General features: G+C 42.6%; 20 protein-coding genes. 14 read left to right on the top strand and 6 right to left on the bottom strand.

Annotated features, from left to right (window positions below):
- Window positions 1–8: 8 nt before the first annotated feature.
- Window positions 9–419 carry a DUF2752 domain-containing protein gene (locus NST40_RS30210; protein ID WP_076218808.1) on the bottom strand — a complete coding sequence of 137 codons (411 nt, stop codon included), beginning with the start codon at window positions 417–419 and terminating at the stop codon, window positions 9–11.
- A complete protein-coding gene (locus tag NST40_RS30205; protein WP_051491231.1) occupies window positions 400–738 on the bottom strand; it encodes a DUF4234 domain-containing protein in 339 nt (112 codons plus the stop codon). The genes NST40_RS30210 and NST40_RS30205 overlap by 20 nt, the downstream gene beginning before the upstream one ends.
- Before the next feature lie 221 nt (window positions 739–959).
- Between NST40_RS30205 and NST40_RS30200 the strand changes: the two genes are divergently transcribed.
- The gene (locus NST40_RS30200; protein ID WP_036682263.1) at window positions 960–1,301 is read left to right on the top strand and encodes a zinc ribbon domain-containing protein YjdM; all 342 of its coding nucleotides are present in this window, start codon (window positions 960–962) and stop codon (window positions 1,299–1,301) included.
- A 56-nt stretch (window positions 1,302–1,357) separates the two neighbouring features.
- Here NST40_RS30200 and NST40_RS30195 read toward each other — a convergent pair whose 3' ends face one another.
- Window positions 1,358–3,022 carry a diguanylate cyclase gene (locus tag NST40_RS30195; protein WP_076124145.1) on the bottom strand — a complete coding sequence of 555 codons (1,665 nt, stop codon included), beginning with the start codon at window positions 3,020–3,022 and terminating at the stop codon, window positions 1,358–1,360.
- 284 nt (window positions 3,023–3,306) lie between these two features.
- On the opposite strand from NST40_RS30195, the gene NST40_RS30190 reads away from it, so the two are divergent.
- The 9 genes from NST40_RS30190 (at window position 3,307) to hmpA (ending at window position 11,824) form a co-directional block, all read left to right on the top strand.
- Window positions 3,307–4,365, top strand: coding sequence for an LLM class flavin-dependent oxidoreductase (locus tag NST40_RS30190; RefSeq protein ID WP_076124143.1), 1,059 nt, complete (start codon window positions 3,307–3,309; stop codon window positions 4,363–4,365).
- A gap of 55 nt (window positions 4,366–4,420) precedes the next feature.
- Entirely contained in the window at window positions 4,421–4,885 is a 465-nt protein-coding gene (locus tag NST40_RS30185; RefSeq protein ID WP_076132951.1) for a RidA family protein, read from the top strand.
- Window positions 4,886–5,062: 177 nt separating this feature from the next.
- A complete protein-coding gene (locus NST40_RS30180; RefSeq protein WP_076276284.1) occupies window positions 5,063–6,097 on the top strand; it encodes a stalk domain-containing protein in 1,035 nt (344 codons plus the stop codon).
- 141 nt (window positions 6,098–6,238) lie between these two features.
- Window positions 6,239–7,246: a sigma-70 family RNA polymerase sigma factor gene (locus tag NST40_RS30175; RefSeq protein WP_076218804.1), complete on the top strand. Its 1,008-nt coding sequence runs from the start codon at window positions 6,239–6,241 to the stop codon at window positions 7,244–7,246.
- A 112-nt stretch (window positions 7,247–7,358) separates the two neighbouring features.
- Complete coding sequence (locus NST40_RS30170; RefSeq protein ID WP_076124136.1) at window positions 7,359–8,054, top strand: response regulator transcription factor; 696 nt, start codon at window positions 7,359–7,361, stop codon at window positions 8,052–8,054.
- Between the two features lie 108 nt (window positions 8,055–8,162).
- Window positions 8,163–9,014 carry a M15 family metallopeptidase gene (locus NST40_RS30165; RefSeq protein WP_076124134.1) on the top strand — a complete coding sequence of 284 codons (852 nt, stop codon included), beginning with the start codon at window positions 8,163–8,165 and terminating at the stop codon, window positions 9,012–9,014.
- Window positions 9,014–9,535 carry a VanZ family protein gene (locus tag NST40_RS30160; RefSeq protein ID WP_076124132.1) on the top strand — a complete coding sequence of 174 codons (522 nt, stop codon included), beginning with the start codon at window positions 9,014–9,016 and terminating at the stop codon, window positions 9,533–9,535. Before NST40_RS30165 ends, NST40_RS30160 begins: the two co-directional genes overlap by 1 nt.
- 38 nt (window positions 9,536–9,573) lie before the next feature.
- Window positions 9,574–10,410, top strand: a complete 837-nt coding sequence (locus NST40_RS30155) for a YitT family protein (protein ID WP_036682251.1) — start codon at window positions 9,574–9,576, stop codon at window positions 10,408–10,410.
- 208 nt (window positions 10,411–10,618) lie between these two features.
- A complete protein-coding gene (hmpA, locus tag NST40_RS30150) occupies window positions 10,619–11,824 on the top strand; it encodes an NO-inducible flavohemoprotein (protein WP_076218803.1) in 1,206 nt (401 codons plus the stop codon).
- A 63-nt stretch (window positions 11,825–11,887) separates the two neighbouring features.
- Here hmpA and NST40_RS30145 read toward each other — a convergent pair whose 3' ends face one another.
- Complete coding sequence (locus tag NST40_RS30145) at window positions 11,888–12,994, bottom strand: DUF4163 domain-containing protein (protein WP_076218802.1); 1,107 nt, start codon at window positions 12,992–12,994, stop codon at window positions 11,888–11,890.
- A gap of 185 nt (window positions 12,995–13,179) precedes the next feature.
- A complete protein-coding gene (locus NST40_RS30140) occupies window positions 13,180–14,028 on the bottom strand; it encodes a metallophosphoesterase (RefSeq protein WP_076124127.1) in 849 nt (282 codons plus the stop codon).
- Window positions 14,029–14,136: 108 nt separating this feature from the next.
- Here NST40_RS30140 and NST40_RS30135 point away from each other — a divergent pair, with 108 nt between their 5' ends.
- The 3 genes from NST40_RS30135 (at window position 14,137) to NST40_RS30125 (ending at window position 16,578) form a co-directional block, all read left to right on the top strand.
- Complete coding sequence (locus NST40_RS30135) at window positions 14,137–14,958, top strand: methyl-accepting chemotaxis protein (protein WP_036682244.1); 822 nt, start codon at window positions 14,137–14,139, stop codon at window positions 14,956–14,958.
- An 80-nt stretch (window positions 14,959–15,038) separates the two neighbouring features.
- On the top strand, window positions 15,039–15,317 hold the full coding sequence (locus NST40_RS30130; protein WP_038573810.1) for a hypothetical protein: 279 nt from the start codon (window positions 15,039–15,041) through the stop codon (window positions 15,315–15,317).
- A gap of 139 nt (window positions 15,318–15,456) precedes the next feature.
- A complete protein-coding gene (locus NST40_RS30125) occupies window positions 15,457–16,578 on the top strand; it encodes a nitric oxide synthase oxygenase (protein ID WP_076124125.1) in 1,122 nt (373 codons plus the stop codon).
- 124 nt (window positions 16,579–16,702) lie between these two features.
- Here the strand turns inward: NST40_RS30125 and NST40_RS30120 are convergent, their stop codons facing one another.
- Window positions 16,703–17,344 (bottom strand): helix-turn-helix domain-containing protein, encoded by a 642-nt coding sequence (locus NST40_RS30120; protein WP_342410277.1) that lies wholly within the window; start codon window positions 17,342–17,344, stop codon window positions 16,703–16,705.
- A gap of 187 nt (window positions 17,345–17,531) precedes the next feature.
- Between NST40_RS30120 and NST40_RS30115 the strand changes: the two genes are divergently transcribed.
- Complete coding sequence (locus NST40_RS30115) at window positions 17,532–18,284, top strand: SDR family NAD(P)-dependent oxidoreductase (RefSeq protein ID WP_038573803.1); 753 nt, start codon at window positions 17,532–17,534, stop codon at window positions 18,282–18,284.
- Window positions 18,285–18,346 lie beyond the last annotated feature (62 nt).

Here is an 18,346-nt window from a genome sequence, read left to right as displayed (position 1 = left end):
TGTTGCTGTTAACGAATTACTGTCGGGGCCAAATATTCAAACAGCGGGAGATTCCTCAGTATTCCAAATGTAACGGTCAGAATCAACATTATAGCCATAATTGCCCGGCTAAGAGGCCGGATGTGCTTCTTATTAGTAATCCAATACAACATATACAGAGGTGCTAAAATAAACAGCAACGGGTTAAATCTAAACGCTTGAATAACGTCGAACTTCAGCAAGGAAAGAATAACTCTTGTGACTCCACATCCGGGGCAATACAATCCAGTCCATTCATGAAATGGACAAGGGATACTAATATTGGTTAAGGGTATCCATGCTTTGAGATAAACTACGCCGACGAGACTTAAGGACACACCCCAAAATAGTTTAGGATGTGTCCTTTTATAAATCGTAAACTTATACCAGTTTATTAACATCGGATTGTACCAAGGCATACGTGACAATACCCAGACCAAAGAGTGTCAGGATCACATAAAGCACTGAATTATCTGACGGGTATTGGCCGCGCTGTCTTTGAGCTTCAGCAATATGTTTACCTACCTGATAGGCCCAAATGAAGCTCCAGATCCCGCACGTAACCAACGTTAGAAGGAAATGTTTTCCTCCTGTAAATGTATAGTCTCCACTCAGTTCGCCTACCTCATTGGTTAGAACAATAAACCAATAGATTGTATAGAGCCCACATGTAATTAATGACAAAATAATGGCGAATGCAACACTTCTGCGACTTATCATTACTCACTCTCCTATGTATTTACATAAAAATTCGACATTTCCATCTTATTGAATTAGGAAAAAATATACAAGACAATATTTGAGAATTACTGTCCGCTGTCGAAATCTAGACAAACTTACTGCTGATATCTAGTGGAAACCTTACCAAATATGAAATATACTTTTGAGGCTATGCACTGGAACCACAACTAGATTTACATTAACGAATGGAGGACACTTTGATGTCAACTTTGCCAAATTGCCCGAAATGTAATTCAGAATACACTTATGAAGATGGTAGTTTGCTCGTCTGCCCGGAATGTGCGCATGAGTGGAGCCTCGACACAGAGGCTGAAAGCAGTGAAGAGAACAAGGTTGTCAGAGATGCCAACGGAAATATTTTAAATGATGGAGATGCTATAACTATTATTAAAGACCTTAAAGTAAAAGGAAGCTCATCCGTTCTGAAGATAGGAACAAAGGTGAAAAACATCCGTTTAGTGGACGGAGATCATGATATTGATTGCAAAATCGATGGTTTTGGAGCTATGAAATTAAAGTCCGAGTTTGTTAAAAAGATCTAAAAAAATAAAAATCAGCTTAACTTCAACAGAAGTAGGCTGATTCTTTATTTTAAACGTTATCTATTAATCTCAACAATCTGATTTCGTCCGGCATTTTTTGCTTGATATAAGGCTTTGTCCACTGATTCGAATAAATCATTTAGTTGATTGGTCAGGCTTTCTGTATATTGTGCTGCAAAATTACTAATGGACAGCAGTCCCATACTAACAGTAATCGAGAGGGAATGAGCAACATCCTCTACATGTACTTTATTAGCTTCTATTATAGATTTGATATGTTTTGCTAAGTGGTTTGCTTGTGTTTGATCTGTATTTGGTAAGTAAATGATAAATTCTTCTCCGCCATAACGCGCCAGAACATCCGTCTCCCTCAACGTTTTCTTAATTACCTCTACCGTGCTGCAAATGACGACATCACCGATTAAATGGCCGTAATTATCATTCACTGTTTTGAAAAAGTCGATATCCAGAAGGATGATAGCAAAAGGCTGCTTGAGTTTCATATTTTCTATGATCTCATGCTCTAAGTGCAACGTTAAGTAATGACGATTATAACAACCGGTTAGGCTGTCCGTTATGGCCATCTGCTTAAGTTTTTGGTTAGTCTGCGATAATTCATCCTGGATTTCAGTTAATGCAGCATTACGCTCTTGCAGGGTCTCGTTCTGGTGATTGGTCTCGGCTATGAGGCGATGCAGCTCGCTTCTGTCCTGAAAAGTGAGAATGCGTCCAACCCTGATTCCACCTACCACAATCGGCGCCGCAGTAATGTTAATGTATGCATCGAGTGAGGTGTAGAATAGTTCAACCTCAGTCCTCTCCATGGGCTGGTTCAAGTATGTATGAAGGAATAAATCGAAAGCTCCGGAAGTTTGCTCTATGGGTGCGATGGTCGACACGTCAAAGTGAGCACCGATTTGCAGATGGATTTTTGGAAAAAGCGAGCGATTGATTTCTACTACAGTCTCACTATCATCCAGTACAAGAATTCCTTCTGTAATGGTGTCAATGATATCCTGATGGGCGATGGTTACGAGATCAAATATTTTATCCCGATGGATAGCAATTACGAAAAAGATTGCCGAGATTAAGATCCCCAGAGAGGTTAGCCCTGGAATAACTGGATCAGATTTAAGCAATACCACATTAAGAAAAACATCCAATAAAATAAATACCGTTAGCACCAGCACCCCTTTGAGCACATGAGCAACTTGTTTTTTGATCCGCTGTGTAGTGTTTGAGACTAGCGCTGAATAGATGATATACAGAGAAATCATTACGCTGGTGGTTAAGAAGATAATAAGCAGCCAAAAAATCGGACCATAATATCTTTCGATATATCCGCCGTTCATAGGGAGAACAAAACTTCCGTTTGGATTGGCGATCACCCCTACTAAGATCAAAGCTGCGAGAATGTATAGGATCAATGTGTTCTTTTTTCGAAGAAGATGTGAATTCCCGGTGAGTAGTACCGTGAACAGAAGCCAGCCAATCGTTAACAGAACCGAGTCGATAAAAGCGAGCTTTACATAAAACAATTGAAACTTGGGATCGTCGGTCGTTTTGATAGCGAATTGGCAGAAGGGCCATAACATCATAGTAAAATGAAAAACTAAGTATGCTTTATGTAGGTTAGTGATAGTTACAGACGCAAATATGTAGATGAACAAAGCGAACAAAACAAAAAATAATAACAAATCAATCCATGTCATGATATTCATTTCAGTGACACCTTCTCCCACCCGGTTAACAGTTCTTTCATGTTACCTTGAATTTTATTCGTTTGCCATATGATTATTTGTTCTACGACAACCGCTATTTGTTTAAGAGTCTTTCAACATATTCCTTCAAAATCCTCTATTTGTAAGCGTGGTTTTGCAAATTTTAAGGATGAGTTTCCCGGGAAACTAGGGTTGGACAGAATGACTAGCTTTTTTAACCTTAACTTGTGTTATAATCAAACAAACAATTTAAAGAGGAAATTATAGTTAAGGGGGATTTGTAAGTGGAAATAGGAATAAGCACGTTCGTAGAAACAACACCGGATGTTCAGACGGGTGAAGTGATAAGTCATGCGCAGCGATTGCGCGAGGTTGTAGAGGAGATTGTGCTTGCAGATCAGGTGGGTTTAGATATATTTGGCGTGGGCGAACATCATCGCAAAGATTATGCGGCGTCTTCTCCAGCAGTTTTACTGGCTGCGGCGGCCTCACAGACGACACGGATTCGGCTAACCAGTGCGGTTACAGTACTTTCCTCTGATGACCCCGTACGTGTGTTTCAGGATTTCGCTACCCTGGATGGAATCTCGAATGGACGCGCAGAGATCATGGCAGGCCGGGGTTCTTTTATTGAATCGTTCCCGCTGTTTGGGTATGATTTGAATCATTATGATGAGCTGTTCGATGAGAAGCTGGACTTGCTGCTCAAAATACGGGAATCCGAAAAAATAACCTGGAGCGGCGTGCACCGTCCTGCCATTAATAATCTGGGGATTTATCCGCGTCCCGTGCAGAATCCATTGCCAGTATGGATTGGCAGCGGAGGAAATACAGAATCCGTAATTCGTGCAGGCCTACTAGGGTTACCGCTTGTGCTGGCTATCATTGGCGGCAGTCCGCTACAGTTTGCTCCGCTCGTGAAGCTCTATAAGAAGGCTGCAGCGCAAGCAGGACATGATGTATCGAAGCTGCCCGTTGCTTCGCACTCACACGGCTTCATTGCAGAGGACAATCAGCAGGCTGCCGATATGTTCTTCCCTTCTACACAAGCTAGTATGAATGTTATTGGCCGGGAACGCGGATGGGGTCAATACACCCGTGCAAGCTATGATGCGGCGCGTAGATTTGAAGGTGCCTTGTATGTAGGTGACCCAGAGACCGTTGCTGAGAAAATCATTCACCTGCGCAAGCAAGTAGGCATCACACGTTTTATGCTGCATGTGCCGCTTGGCACAATGCCTCATAAGGATGTAATGAGAGCCATTGAGCTATTGGGTACCCAAGTAGCACCCATTGTTCGCGCTGAGATATCGAGATGGGAAGCAGAGGTTGAAGCTAAGTAGTAACTATGATCTTACTTAATTATTGAAGCTGTTGATAATGGAGGAGGAGATGGATATGACAGAGCACACTATAGCGAGCAGACTCGAAGCATTAGGGGTTGTCCTGCCCGAGGCTAGTGAACCGGCGGCAAAATACGCTAACTACGTAATTGTTAATGGTTTATGTTTTGTGTCGGGAAAAGGACCAGCGGGCCATCCCAAAGGAAAGCTGGGACAAGATTACACTACCGAGGAAGGCTACCATTTTGCACGTTTAACGGGTATAGAAATCCTTGCCGTCCTGAAGACAGCTTTAGGTTCTTTGGACAAAGTGAAAAGAGTAGTCAAAATTCAAGGCTTCGTTAATGCAGATCCCCTTTTTGAAGAACATCATAAAGTGCTTAACGGTTGTTCAGATTTAATGCTTGAGGTGTTCGGAGACAAGGGTGTTCATGCTCGTTCTGTATTGGGTGCTGTTTCTGTAAGGGATAATCTTCCGATCATTATTGATTCCATTTTTGAAGTTGAGGAACCTGTCTAGCCGGCTCCATGAGGCATATTTAAAAAGAGGACTATGATACCGAAAGGTGATCGTAGTCCTCTTTTTTTTAGGTGCTTATGCCGTAGGTAGATGCTTACCCCAAAATTTGTAACAAAACTAATCGCCCTTTTTTTAGTAACAATAGGTGTACATATCAATCAACGAGGTGATGACATCATGAAATTTCAAAAGAAAGCTATGTTACTTTTACTACTTACATCTATGCTCTATACTGCTCCGGCCTATGCGGCGACAACGCCTCAGACTCCGGTTACAGCCGTCTATCTGGATGATCAACAGTTACAATTGGGGGCTCAGCCCTTGTTAGTAAACGATACAGTACTAGTCCCTATGCGCAAGTTATTTGAAGCTCAGGGGGCAAAGATTACTTGGAATAATGATACCAAGACCGTTAAGGCAACCAAGGGAGACCTGGTGCTGACCTATCGTATTGGTGATCAGGCAGCGAATAAAAATGGCCAGTCCTTAAGTGTAACGGTTCCCGGCCAGATTGCCGGCGGTTATACGATGATGCCACTGCGTTTTGTCAGCGAAGCTTTGGGCAGCACTGTGAAGTGGGATACCACTACTCGTGCCGTTCGTATCTACTCGGCACTGGATTACGATACGACAATTCTGTATGGGGTTAACCTGCGAAGTTTGCCAGACTCGTCAGCCCAATCAACGGTGCAGCAAATGTTGTCAGCAGGAGATAAGGTACATGTGGTTAGAGAAGTAGATGCTTTATGGTTAGAAGTACGAACACAGGATAACAAGAGTGGCTATATATCTGCTAAACCCAAATATAGCAATTATACTAGTACGACTCTTGTAGAGCGGCAGGGAAGCGAGCTGCTTGCTTACGGAGAAAAATATCTGGGAACACCTTATGAATTTGGTGCTGCTACTGACCAGACGTCTACCTTTGACTGTTCTTCCTTTGTAGGACATGTATTTAAGGATGTGTTGGCAATTGACCTGCCACGTGTCTCTTACAATCAGGCTAAAGAGGGCAAAGAGGTTGGAATTAACGAGCTGCGCAAAGGGGACCTGTTATTCTTCAGTGCACGAGGACTCGATATTGGGCATGTGGCGATTTACGCGGGAAATAATCAGATCCTACATACGTACTCCAAGGAGCTTGGCGTTCATTATGAAGCCTTAAGTGACAAGTGGAAGAAACGTTTGGTCACGGCTCGCAGATTGTTTTAGCTAGGTAATAATTAGGCTATAATTATCACGGTGTGGAAAAGTTGAAATCCCCTCTCCATTAAAATTTATTTGCAGGCATAAAGACGGTTTTTGAGTCTCTTTTCCGTCTATGTTATGAGCTTGATGTTAAGGAGGAAAATAGTGACTTGTACGGACGCAGAACTGGTAGATAAGGTGTGTAAAGGTGACATGGATGCATTCAGTGTACTTATCGGCAAATATTCCAATGCAGTATACGGGGTTGCTTATGGTAAATTGGGTGATTTTCATACCGCACAAGACATTGCCCAAGAGGTTTTTGTTAAAACCTATCGCAAATTACCTGACTTAAAGGAGCCTGAGAAACTCGCCAGTTGGTTATATGCGGTTACTGCACGGGAATGCATGGATTGGTTTAGGTCAAATAAAAAGAAAACTGCTTACGAATTCATGCAAAAAATGGAGGTTCCGCATCCAGAATCTACCGAAGATCAGCTGCTCAGAAAAGAACTCCAGCAAGATGTGTGGAAAGCCTTAAACACCCTATCAGAAGCTAACCGTATAGTCACAATTCTCTACTATATCGACAATTACAAGGTTAGGGAAATCGCCGATTTCCTTGATTTATCCAGCGAAGCTGTTGAGAGTAGACTCCGCAGATCAAGAGCGATCTTAAAAAGGGAGATGTTGAGTACAGTGAATAATAATCTTAGTGAAAACAAATTACAGGACGAATTTAAGAAGAGAGTCTTTCAGGATGAAAGAATGACTGAAACGAATTTTCGTCGTGTGGCTATGGGCCAAAGTGAATTTGATGATATTGATATGCATAAAACAAACTTCTCCAATGTAAATATGGAGGGGACCGGATTCGATAATATTAATATGAGCAGTACTACCTTTAATGACATCAATATGCATTCTGTTAAGTTTAATGAAGTGGGGCTGTGGGAAATAGAGGTTAGTAATAGTGAATTAGGGGAGGCTTATTTCCACGATATTCATTTGTACGGTAAAGGCAATAAGTTTGAGCGATGCCAGCTAAACGGGACATCCTTTGTAGATTGTGATCTTTCGAATGTAGATATAAGAGACTGCAATCTTTCAGGCGTCACAGTAAATGGGATTTCATTAGAGCTATTGTTAGACAGCTATAATAAAAGGAAATAGACTATATAAATCATAGATTTAATCGGAAACCACTTCTTTCTAGGAGTGGTTTTTGAGTTTAGGGTATAATGGATGAAGAGTGTACAGCACAACCTATAGGAGTGAAAAATAGATGAAGCGCATCACCATTTTAATTGCGGATGATGAGGCGGAAATTGCCGACTTGGTGGCCTTGCATTTGCAAAAAGAGGGGTATCATATCCTCAAAGTGTCCGATGGAAGGGCAGCGGTACAAGCCATTGAGTCGCAAACGATAGATTTGGCGATTCTGGATATCATGATGCCGGGGCTGGATGGTTACGAGGTCACCCGCCATATTCGGGAGCATCATCATCTGCCGATTATTTTTCTGAGTGCTAAAACTTCCGATCTTGATAAAATCACCGGACTGGTTATGGGCGCAGATGATTATATGACCAAACCGTTTAACCCAATGGAGCTGGTCGCCCGGGTCAATTCCCAGTTGCGGCGCTCCATACAATTCAGTCAGCCCGCTGCCATACCTAAATCGGTGCTAGAGGTTCGGGGATTGATGATTTCACCGGATGAGCATACGGTTACTCTTTATGGTGAGGTTATTGAGCTAACTCCAAAAGAGTTTGATATTTTGCACTTATTGGTCAGCCATCCTAAGCAGGTGTTTAGTGCGGAGAACATTTTTCAACAGGTGTGGGGCGATGCTTATTATGAGAGTGGGAACACGGTCATGGTGCATATCCGTACCTTGCGCAAAAAGCTCGGTGAAGACATCAATAAGAATAAATTCATTAAGACGATCTGGGGCGTTGGATATACTTTTAATGGGTAAAGCCAGTGAGATTTATTTATTTTAAGAAAAACTTTATATTTGTCCTGCTTTTTCTTTAAAGTGTCTTCGTTATTCTATTCCTATCAAGGAAATGGGAGGACATTGCTGATGAAGAAGTGGGGCTTTTTGGCGTTGGTTGTGTTGTTGCTTGGGTATGCAGCGGCTCGTTATTTACCGAATACGGGTAATTTAGGATACGATGATAAGATTCGCAAAGAATCTATTAGAAATAACAATAGCTTAGAGGTAGTAACACAAGATCAAGTGTATCAAGGGGATTTGTTGCTGGTGAACAAACAATACCCGGTACATGAGGATAGTGTGAAGTCTGATATCGTGACCTTATATGAGCAGGCGGATCTGGTGCAGGGTTATGGGCTGCTGGATACCTCGATTCGTTTGTCTGAAAGTGTAGCGCATAAATTCAATAAGATGGTCAAAGCTGCCGAAAAAGAGGGTGTGAATCATTTTTTAATTAGCAGCGGGTACAGGGACTTTGAAGAGCAAGAGAAATTATATCAGGAAAAAGGTTCGGACTATGCTTTACCGGCGCAATATAGTGAACATAATTTAGGATTATCTCTGGATATCGGATCGTCCCAATCAGAAATGAGTAAAGCGCCTGAAGGAAAATGGCTGCAAAAAAATGCCTGGAAATACGGCTTTATTCTCCGCTATCCGAAAGACAAAACCGAGATTACGGGGATAAAATATGAACCCTGGCATTTCCGTTATGTAGGGTTGCCGCACAGCGCCATTATTCATGAGAAAGGGCTTGTGCTAGAACAATATTTGGATTTCTTGAAAGAGAACAAAGAGATTTCAACAACAGTAGACGGCAAGGCTTATACAGTAAGTTATTTTCCGGTATCCAAATACACTACGATCAAAATTCCACAGGAAGGGCAATATATGACGTCAGGCGATAACATGGATGGCATAATTGTTACTACATATTAATGACTAAAGAGCCGAAAAAAAAGTCTGCTATAAACCTTTTGCTGGCAGCGATATTTATCGTCTATATGTATTTTTTAATCCGAATTATTTTATTTAAAGGTGCACCGGTGAACTTATTATCGCTTTGGGAGCAAGCGGGACGTATGTTTGAACATCCAGACCGGATTTTTAATCGGCGAGGCAACTATATCCCTTTTAAGGAGATCTCCCGGGGGATGGACGATCTGTCGCTTTCAGATCCTTTTTCATCGATTAATTTAGTAGGGAATTTGTTGGCCTTTATTCCGTTTGGGATCTTGGTGCCCATGCTGTTATCGCAAAAAGTAAGGCTGTTTCGAAGAGTTTTCTTCCTCTCGCTGGCGCTGAGCTTCTGTTTTGAATTCACACAATTAGTATTGTATATCGGCACCTTTGATGTGGATGATCTTATTTTGAACACTGGCGGCGGGGTGGCTGGTTACTGTATCTATAGACTGTTGACTTCTTTCGGATGGATTGCATCTATATCAAAGCGGTGTTAGTATTTGTGGATATAGATCTAGGGTAGAAGGGGCATGGTATGAAAAAGCGTATTTCGGATATTGTTTCCATCATTGTAGGAGCTTTGTTATTCTCCTTGGCCGTTAATTTGTTTGTGATTCCGAACGAGTTCGGTGAAGGCGGGGTCACGGGACTGACTATGATTACTTACTATTTGTATCAGTGGTCACCCGGTATTGTTAGTTTGATTCTTAACGCTTTATTATTAATTGTGGGGTACAAATTTCTAGACAAAACTACGACGGTATACACGATTATTGCGGTGTTTTTCAATTCGTTATTCCTGATTCTTACGAAAAATTGGAATATTGGCAGCGATGAGTTGATAATTAATGCAATATTCGGGGGTATCTTCTCAGGTGTGGGTATCGGGCTAATTATACGAGTGGGTGGAACGACTGCAGGGTCAACCATCATCGCCAGAATTCTACATAAATATTTGGACTGGAATGTTAGTTACGCGCTACTGCTCGTTGATTTAATTGTGGTGTTCGCTTCGTATTTCATCATTGGAGTACAAAGTCTGATGTTTACGATCGTGATGCTCTATGTAGCCACTAAGATAATGGACTTCATTATTGAGGGAGTGAACCCTAAGAAGGCTGTTACGATTGTATCCCAAGAGCAGGACAAAATTGCTGAACAGGTTAATGGAATTATGGATAGAGGCGTCACAGTAATATATGGCCGTGGGTACTATACCAAGACACCTAAAGAGCTGCTGTATATTGTGATTAGCAAGCAGGAAGTGACTATGCTTAAGAAAATCGTCAAATCCATTGATAAAGAGGCGTTTATTACCATCCACGATGTACGAGATGTATTCGGAGAAGGTTTTGTGGAGCTGTCAAAATAATAAGATAAAAAGCTATCCCGGAAGCTATAATGGCTGCTTGGATAGTTTTTTTGATTTCGGGTACGTTATTGTGATGGATATCATTGCAATTATTGAATCGTTCACATTTTTTCAATTTCCGGTGTGATTGAACGCACACTATGGGATGTTCAGCTTCTATATGCTTTTTATAGAGGAATTAATTTATTGCAGGGAAGAGGGTATTTAGATGTTAAATCAACAAACCATTGAAATCATAAAATCAACGGTGCCCGTATTGCAGGTTCATGGGAAGACCATCACAACTACTTTCTATGGCATGTTATTTGAAAATCATCCGGAGTTACTAAATATATTTAATCATGCCAACCAACGGGAAGGTAAACAGCAGACTGCACTCGCTAACGCCGTACTCGCGGCGGCAATGAATATTGATCAGCTGGGAAATATTTTGCCTGTGGTAAAACAGATTGCGGAGAAACATCGGGCATTGGGAGTATTACCTGAACATTATCCCATCGTAGGTGAGACTTTGTTAGCTGCTATTGGGCAAGTACTTGGCGATGCGGCGACGCCGGAAATTATTGATGCTTGGGCAAAGGCGTATGGCGTGATTGCAGATGCCTTTATTGGTGTCGAAGCAGAGAAGTATCGTGAAGCTGCCGAAATTCCCGGGGGTTGGAGTGGATTTAGAAACTTTGTGGTTACTAAGAAGGTTAAAGAAAGTGAACTTATTACTTCCTTCTACCTTTCTCCTGAGGATGGAGGGGCTATAGCTTCTTACTTGCCGGGTCAATACATCACGGTTCGTGTTCAGCCTGAGGGAGAGGAATACACCCATGTTCGCCACTATAGTTTGTCCAGTGCGCCGGGACAGTCGTATTACCGCATCACAGTTAAACGGGAAGGTGAAGGGCCGGATAAACCGGCTGGAGTCGTATCTACTTTCCTTCATGATGTCGTACAAGTGGGAGCTATATTGGAAGTAAGCTCGCCAGCAGGTGATTTCGTACTAAATAAAGATAGTGATCGTCCAGTGGTTCTTATCAGTGGTGGGGTTGGACTAACCCCTATGGTAAGTATGCTGGAGACATTAATTGCTACGCAGCCAGAACGAGAGGTAACGTACATTCATGCAGCCATCAATGGAAGCTTGCATGCTATGAAAGAAATGGTGGCGGATTTGGAGCAGTCCCATCCTACCCTACGATCCTATGTATGTTATGAAACTCCAAGTGAAGGAGATACGTTCCATAAAACAGGTTATATTGATCTAGCTTGGTTGCAAGAAGTAACAGACGTAAACTCTGAATTCTATTTCTGCGGACCGACTCCTTTTATGAAGGCGATATATAAGGCTCTTAAGGAATGGAAGGTGGCTGAAGACAGAATTCATTATGAATTCTTCGGCCCGGCTGGAAGTTTGGAAGCCTAAGCTGTAAAACCAAAAGAGCGTCCCAGTCCTAATGACTGTGACGCTCTTTTTTACAATAGAAGTTTATTTGAAGGCAGCGAATGGGTTAGTTCCCTTTGGTAATATTGAACTGAAATTAAAGGTGTACGTAGGAATTCCAGCCGCATAAGGGGCAATTTCGTACTGTTGGTAGAAGATTGCAAGGCCACTCTCGGAAACGTAGAAGTTTGGTTTTTCTGTTAGTCCGCCAGGTGTATCTGGAAAAGCTAGCTCCTTGGTGCTTTCCTTCAACATTTTATCTAATTTTTGTTTGTAGTTTGGCTCTGCCTTCAGCAGGTCCTTAAGTTCAATTGGTCTGCCGTCTTTCAGCGAGAAGGTAAATCCTTCACGAAGGGCTCCACCATGAGCTCCACCAGTATAGCCATATTGATCAGTCACGATGCTCAGAACCCCTTCACGGTTAAAGGAGACAACAAAAGTTTGAGAGAAGTCATATTTATTCTCTATAGTACCATCTCTACGGCTAGCCTGTTCTTCACTCTCTGCGACGAATTGTTCAGCTTGCTTTTTGAAGATCGCATTAATCTTAGTCTGCACTTCATCCGTTAAGCCACTGATTTTTGGATACTGTACTTTGATACTAGCATTTTTATTGCTCTTATCTAAGGTTTCAGAGGTGATTTTGATGTCATTCATTACTTTTTTACTTAGATCAAGTGATTTCAATGAAGGATTATAAACGCCTTGCACTCCTAAATAGTCAGACAAGAGTTTGAACGGAACATAAATCCGGTCGTTGATGACCTTCACATCATGACTGCCGGTCATGCTATAAATGTAATAGCCATTCAGGGTTGTACTAACACCGTAATCTGAGACCTCCATGTCCAGCTTCATGGAATCGCTGCCTACACTATAAGTTTTGGTGCTTGCATTATAGTTAATGGAGAGGCCAAAAGCATCCCGTAGTACAGTTAAAGGGATCATGGTGTTGCCGTTTACTATTTTCGCTTGCTGCGATAAGGTCTGGCCTTTATATTTAAGCACTACAGAGGGTTGCTGTGCGGCTTGTTTTACTGTACTTCCTCCGGTAGCTGCGGCTTGAACTGAGGTTCCTCCTACTAGTCCCGACCCTCCAAGCAATACTCCAGCAGCCAAGATGGCTGAGGTCCATTTCATACTTTTATTCATAACTTAATCTCTCCTTCCCAAGGATGGGCTTATGTAGTTGCAATATGATATTTTTTCCTCTATCACTCCTACAATTATACCTAGGTCCCAAATAGATTTGATTACAAAGGCGGTTACAGTGTTGTTGCATAGATATGCAAAAGGTATATACTTTTTAACCATTTTGTACGATTAAGACACTAGCATTAAGAATGTAAAGTAATTACGGTGAGTTCGGGGCGACAATTAAAGCGAACAGGCATACGAGTTACTCCTATCCCGCGAGTGGTATAGACCTGAAGTTGGCTGTTGGGCAGTTGATATAATCCACTTGAATATTTATTTCCGTGAGGCGGGGTATATAAAGCTCCGACAATTGGAAACCGCACTTGGCCTCCGTGACTATGACCAGACAATTGCAGATCTATAGGCAGCTTGCAAAAGTCATCGGCGAAATCAGGTTCATGGGCAAGGAGAATTGTGCAAGCCTCTTCCGGGATATGAAGCAGCGCTTGGGCGATATCTGCTTTTCCGACCCAAGGATCATCTATTCCGGCAATATAGAGCTTGTCCGTACCTTGGGTTAAGACGATATGTTCATTATGGAGCACGTGGAAGCCCGATTGTGTTAGCCCTTTCGTTACAACCTTTCTGGTCCCAAAAGCATCATGATTGCCTAATACTGCAAATTGTCCAAAAGGAGCCCGCAACTGAGAGCACAAGGCTACGGCTTCTGAAATATAATCGGCTGAATGATCTAATAAATCGCCGGTGAAGCAGATCAGATCTGGCTTTACCTGTTGAATTTGCTGCGCTAGCTCCGTTAAAGCTTGCGGCTTGGAATATACCCCCTGATGTAAATCGCTAAAATGAACGATACGAAATTTATCGAAGGCTGGAGAAAGTCTAGGGAGTGTAATATCTACGTATTTGATTTCCAGCCAGTAGGGTTCGATCCAATGTGAATAGATACCGGATGCACCAGCTGTTCCAAGAAGGCCTAGAGTTACTTGAGCGCTTTTCTGTAGAAATTGTCGTCTGCTAATAGTATTCATAAACAAATCATACGTGGGGATTGTTACTCTACTATGACAATATTCATTTAATAACCCATTGTGACGATAAAACTACATATACATTTTTTTTATATGGGAGATGAAGAGATGAGTATTATCGATGCCTTAGTCCTCGCAGCACCTTATTTCAAAAAGATTCACTCGCAGGATATTATGATTGGAATCACGGACAGGGAGATCTTCCATTATTACGCACCGAGTAAAGTTATTGATCTCGGATTGGTTAAGGGTAACCCTATCCCGCCTGAAGATCTGTCGCTTTCAAATGGACTGAAAGGTATAGCAAGCTCTAACCGAATCCCAGCAGAAATTTATGGAGCTCCTGTAATCTCAACATGTGTACCTATCTACGGAACGGATGATGATGTAATCGGGGTTTTTGCCATTGCCTATACACTAGAGAACGAGAATAAGCTTGAAGGATTCACAGATGAGATTAATGAGATAAGCAGTCATCTAATGGAGATGGTGCAGAGCGTAGCTGCCCAATCTCAGGAATTATCAGCAACCTCGCAGCAAATATTAGATAATACGCGTAGAGCCGTAACAGAATCACAAGAAGTGAATAAGGTTGCCGGCTTCATTCGTGAGATTTCTGAGCAGACGAACCTGCTTGGGCTGAATGCGGCAATCGAAGCCGCGCGTGTAGGAGAGCAAGGGGCAGGTTTTGGGGTGGTTGCTACGGAAGTACGCAAACTGTCCGTTAACACTAAAGAAGCAACCCATAATATTGAAAAATCACTGAGTGATGTTCAAAAGTCCATTAAGCAAATGGAGCAAGAAATTGAAGCGATCTCTGCTTCTTCACACTCACAAGCAGAATTGGTCACTGAATTCAGCGGTGTCATTGAGCGCCTGAATAAAGCGAGTAATGAAATGACGTCCTTTATGCAATCCATTATCCAGTAGATAGTGAATGCATAAGATGACTTCACCCAAACCATGCTAGAAGAGAACAGGCGCATTTCAGAAGGGAGCGTATTTCATTTATGAAACAACCCGATTCCAGTCTGCAAGCGAATGACAATGTAACTCAAGCCAAAAATTCTTTGGGCAAGCTTCATTTCTCTGTCTCTCAGGCACTTAGTCATCCAACAGAACAGACTTTGGCACAGGCTGAGAACCGCCTGGCACATACTGAGCAGGCGATTCAGCAAGCTCAGGACTGGCTAGGTCCTCAAGGTGTGGAGTTGGCTGAAGAACTGTTGACCGAGGATAAGAGCAGACTTGCCTCATTGAATAAGCAAGGGAAACGTTCAGAGCGCTAAATGTTCCTGCCACAACCTGTGAAGCTCCAAGCTTCACGGGTTGTTCTTATGCGCTTTTCCCTGAAAGATGTGGCATAGGAAGAGGGATGTTATACTGGATTGAGAGTTTAAGCAAGGGTTTAGATGGGGGATAAGGGATATGAATGGCAAGCACATCGAAGAATTAACCCGGCAGGCGGAAGCTTTCATTCGACAATGTTACGCTGAACTAGACAAGTCTGAAGCCGAGACGGATCATCGCATCCTAGCCGTACATGAGGAAATTAACCAATCAGGCAGTTACACACATACAACGGAAGAATTAGCGCATGGTGCAAGAATGGCCTGGCGCCACAATAGCCGCTGCATTGGGCGTCTTTTTTGGCAATCCATTGAGCTAATCGATGAACGCCAAGCAGAGACTGAGGAACAAGTTGCTGAAGCGTTGCTGCGACATCTGGAAAAGGCGAACAACGGAGGACGTATTCGTTCACTCATCACGGTCTTCCGCAGCGGAGAAGATCCGAATCAGCGGATTCGGATCTGGAACCACCAATTGATTCGTTATGCCGGTTATCCTGGCGATGAAGAACACGGACGTGCAGGCGATCCGGCATCGGATGAATTCACAAAAATGTGCCAGCAACTAGGTTGGCAAGGAACGGGTGGCGATTATGATGTGTTGCCGTTAGTGATAAGTATTGGCAACGGGCATCCCTACGTTTTCCCTATTCCTGATCACTTCATTCAGGAGGTACCGTTAACACATCCTGAAATTGAACGTTTTGCTGAGCTTCAGCTTCGTTGGTATTCTGTACCCATTATCGCGGACATGCAGTTGGAAATTGGCGGTATTCTGTACACGGCTGCTCCTTTTAACGGTTGGTACATGGAGACTGAAATCGGCTCGCGTAACTTAGGGGATACCGGACGATACAACACTTTGCCAGCTATAGCTGATGTGATGGGACTGGATCGCTCCAGCAACACAACGCTTTGGAAGGATAGGGCGCTTCTTGAGCTGAATCGCGCAGTGCTGTATTCCTTCAAGCAAGCAGGTGTCAGCATCGTGGATCACCATACAGCAGCAGATCAATTTGTTCGATTCCAGCAACAGGAGAACGAGCAGGGGCGCCAAGTCTCAGGGCGCTGGTCCTGGTTGATTCCGCCTATGTCACCCTCGTCTACACCGATTTGGCATGATCGTACGTTAAAAGAATATGATTTCAGCCCTCGTTTTCTTTATCAACAATCACCCGTCGCAACCTGCCCATTTCACTAGCTAACGAAGGCAGTATATAGGTCGCAACTTGAATCTGGATAGAGGCAATTTCCTTGGAAATGTCTCTTTTTGTTTTGACTATAGAAAAAGCGCCAAGTTCCCCTCCTAAGGAAACTGGCGCTTTTTAGGCTTTTAAATGATCCAGAAAAATTTGTTTAAGCAGCTCAAGCTGATCGTCGGAGTCCAGATCCGATTCCAGCAGGAGAATGTTTTTTTTCATCGTTAGTTTTCTGGAAAAGAGGGCAAAGCTATTCATGAGCGTAATTAAGGTCTCTTTTACGGGGAGACCCGCACGAATAGAGCCGTCTTCTACCCCATTTTGAATGATCCTGGAGTATTCATGCCAAATTTTGCGGTTGAGTGCATTGAAGCTCAGAACATCCCCAACAGGTTCATTTGAGTGTGAGGCGTAGCTTTCGAAATTGACCATAAAAATAATACTTAGATGATTTTGATCCTGAATAAAGAAATCAAATAATTTCTCGATTTGTTCAAGACAAGTAAGGGGCAAGTCCGCTACGTATTTAAAATGATCGAGCATAGGCTCCAGCATTCGGGTGGCTACAGCCACTACGAGTTTTTCTTTTCTGGGAAAATAGCGAAATAACGTCGCAATCCCGATATTGGCTTCGCTTGCGACATCTTGCATCGTCGACTTTTCGATTCCTTTTTGTGATAATACTCGTTCTGCGGATTCGAGGATCGTAATTAATCGTTGCTGTTTACCATCGGATCTTTCTTTTTCGTATCGTGTTTTAGGATTCATGAGGGCTAGACCCTTCCATTTTTTGATTGGGATTTTCAATTATTAGTATTATATCCACCGTTTATTGGATTAAGCAAGGAGTGGTTGTAGTTCTTTTGTAAAAATGATATGATGTATATCACAGTGATAGTGTGACTATCATCACTCAAATATTATATCACAATACGATTATAGAGGAGACCTAATTATGAATCGTCTAACTAATAAAGTAGCAATTATTACAGGTGCAGGCAGCGGTATGGGCCGTGAAGAAGCCCTTTTATTGTCCAAAGAGGGTGCTACAGTTGTAGCCACTGATATTAACGAGGCTGCCGTACAAGCAGTTGTGAAGGAAATTGAAGCAAATGGTGGACAAGCAGCAGCTTATGCACATAATGTGGCTTCCGAAGAAGACTGGATCAAGGTTGTAGAAGATGTGATTAGCAAGTTCGGGAAAATCGACATTTTGGTAAACAATGCAGGGATCTCATTCCCGGTTCAATTGCTCGAATCCACTGTTGATCAATGGAACAAAGTAATGAACATCAACGTGAGCAGCGTATTCCTTGGCATGAAGCATGTTGTTCCTCAAATGAAGAACAATAAAGGTGGTTCCATCGTTAATATTTCATCCATCGCAGGTTTGACTGGCAGCAGCGGTGCTGGTGCTTATACAGCTTCTAAAGGTGCAGTTCGTATGCTAAGTAAAGCAGCAGCTGTAGACTTTGGTAAAGATAACATTCGTGTGAACTCTGTTCACCCAGGATTTATCGAAACCCCAATGAGTGCTGAATTTGTAAATAACGAAAAAATGCATAGCTTCTTTATGTCTCAGACTGCGCTGCCACGTGTTGGTCGTGCTTCTGAAGTAGCTGAAGCTGTATTGTTCTTGGCTTCTGATGAAGCTTCTTACATTACAGGTGTTGAGCTGCCGGTTGATGGCGGAGTTGTAGCTAAATAATAGTCTCTAATTAAGAAACATTAAGAAGCCGTCCCATACGTAGATTTTCTCTACGCACGGGA

The sequence above is a fragment of the Paenibacillus sp. FSL R10-2778 genome, assembly GCF_038593035.1.
Classification (GTDB): Bacteria; Bacillota; Bacilli; order Paenibacillales; family Paenibacillaceae; genus Paenibacillus_AQ; species Paenibacillus_AQ odorifer.
Note: the sequence above shows the minus strand (reverse complement) of the source record. Positions and strands in the feature narration are given on the sequence as shown.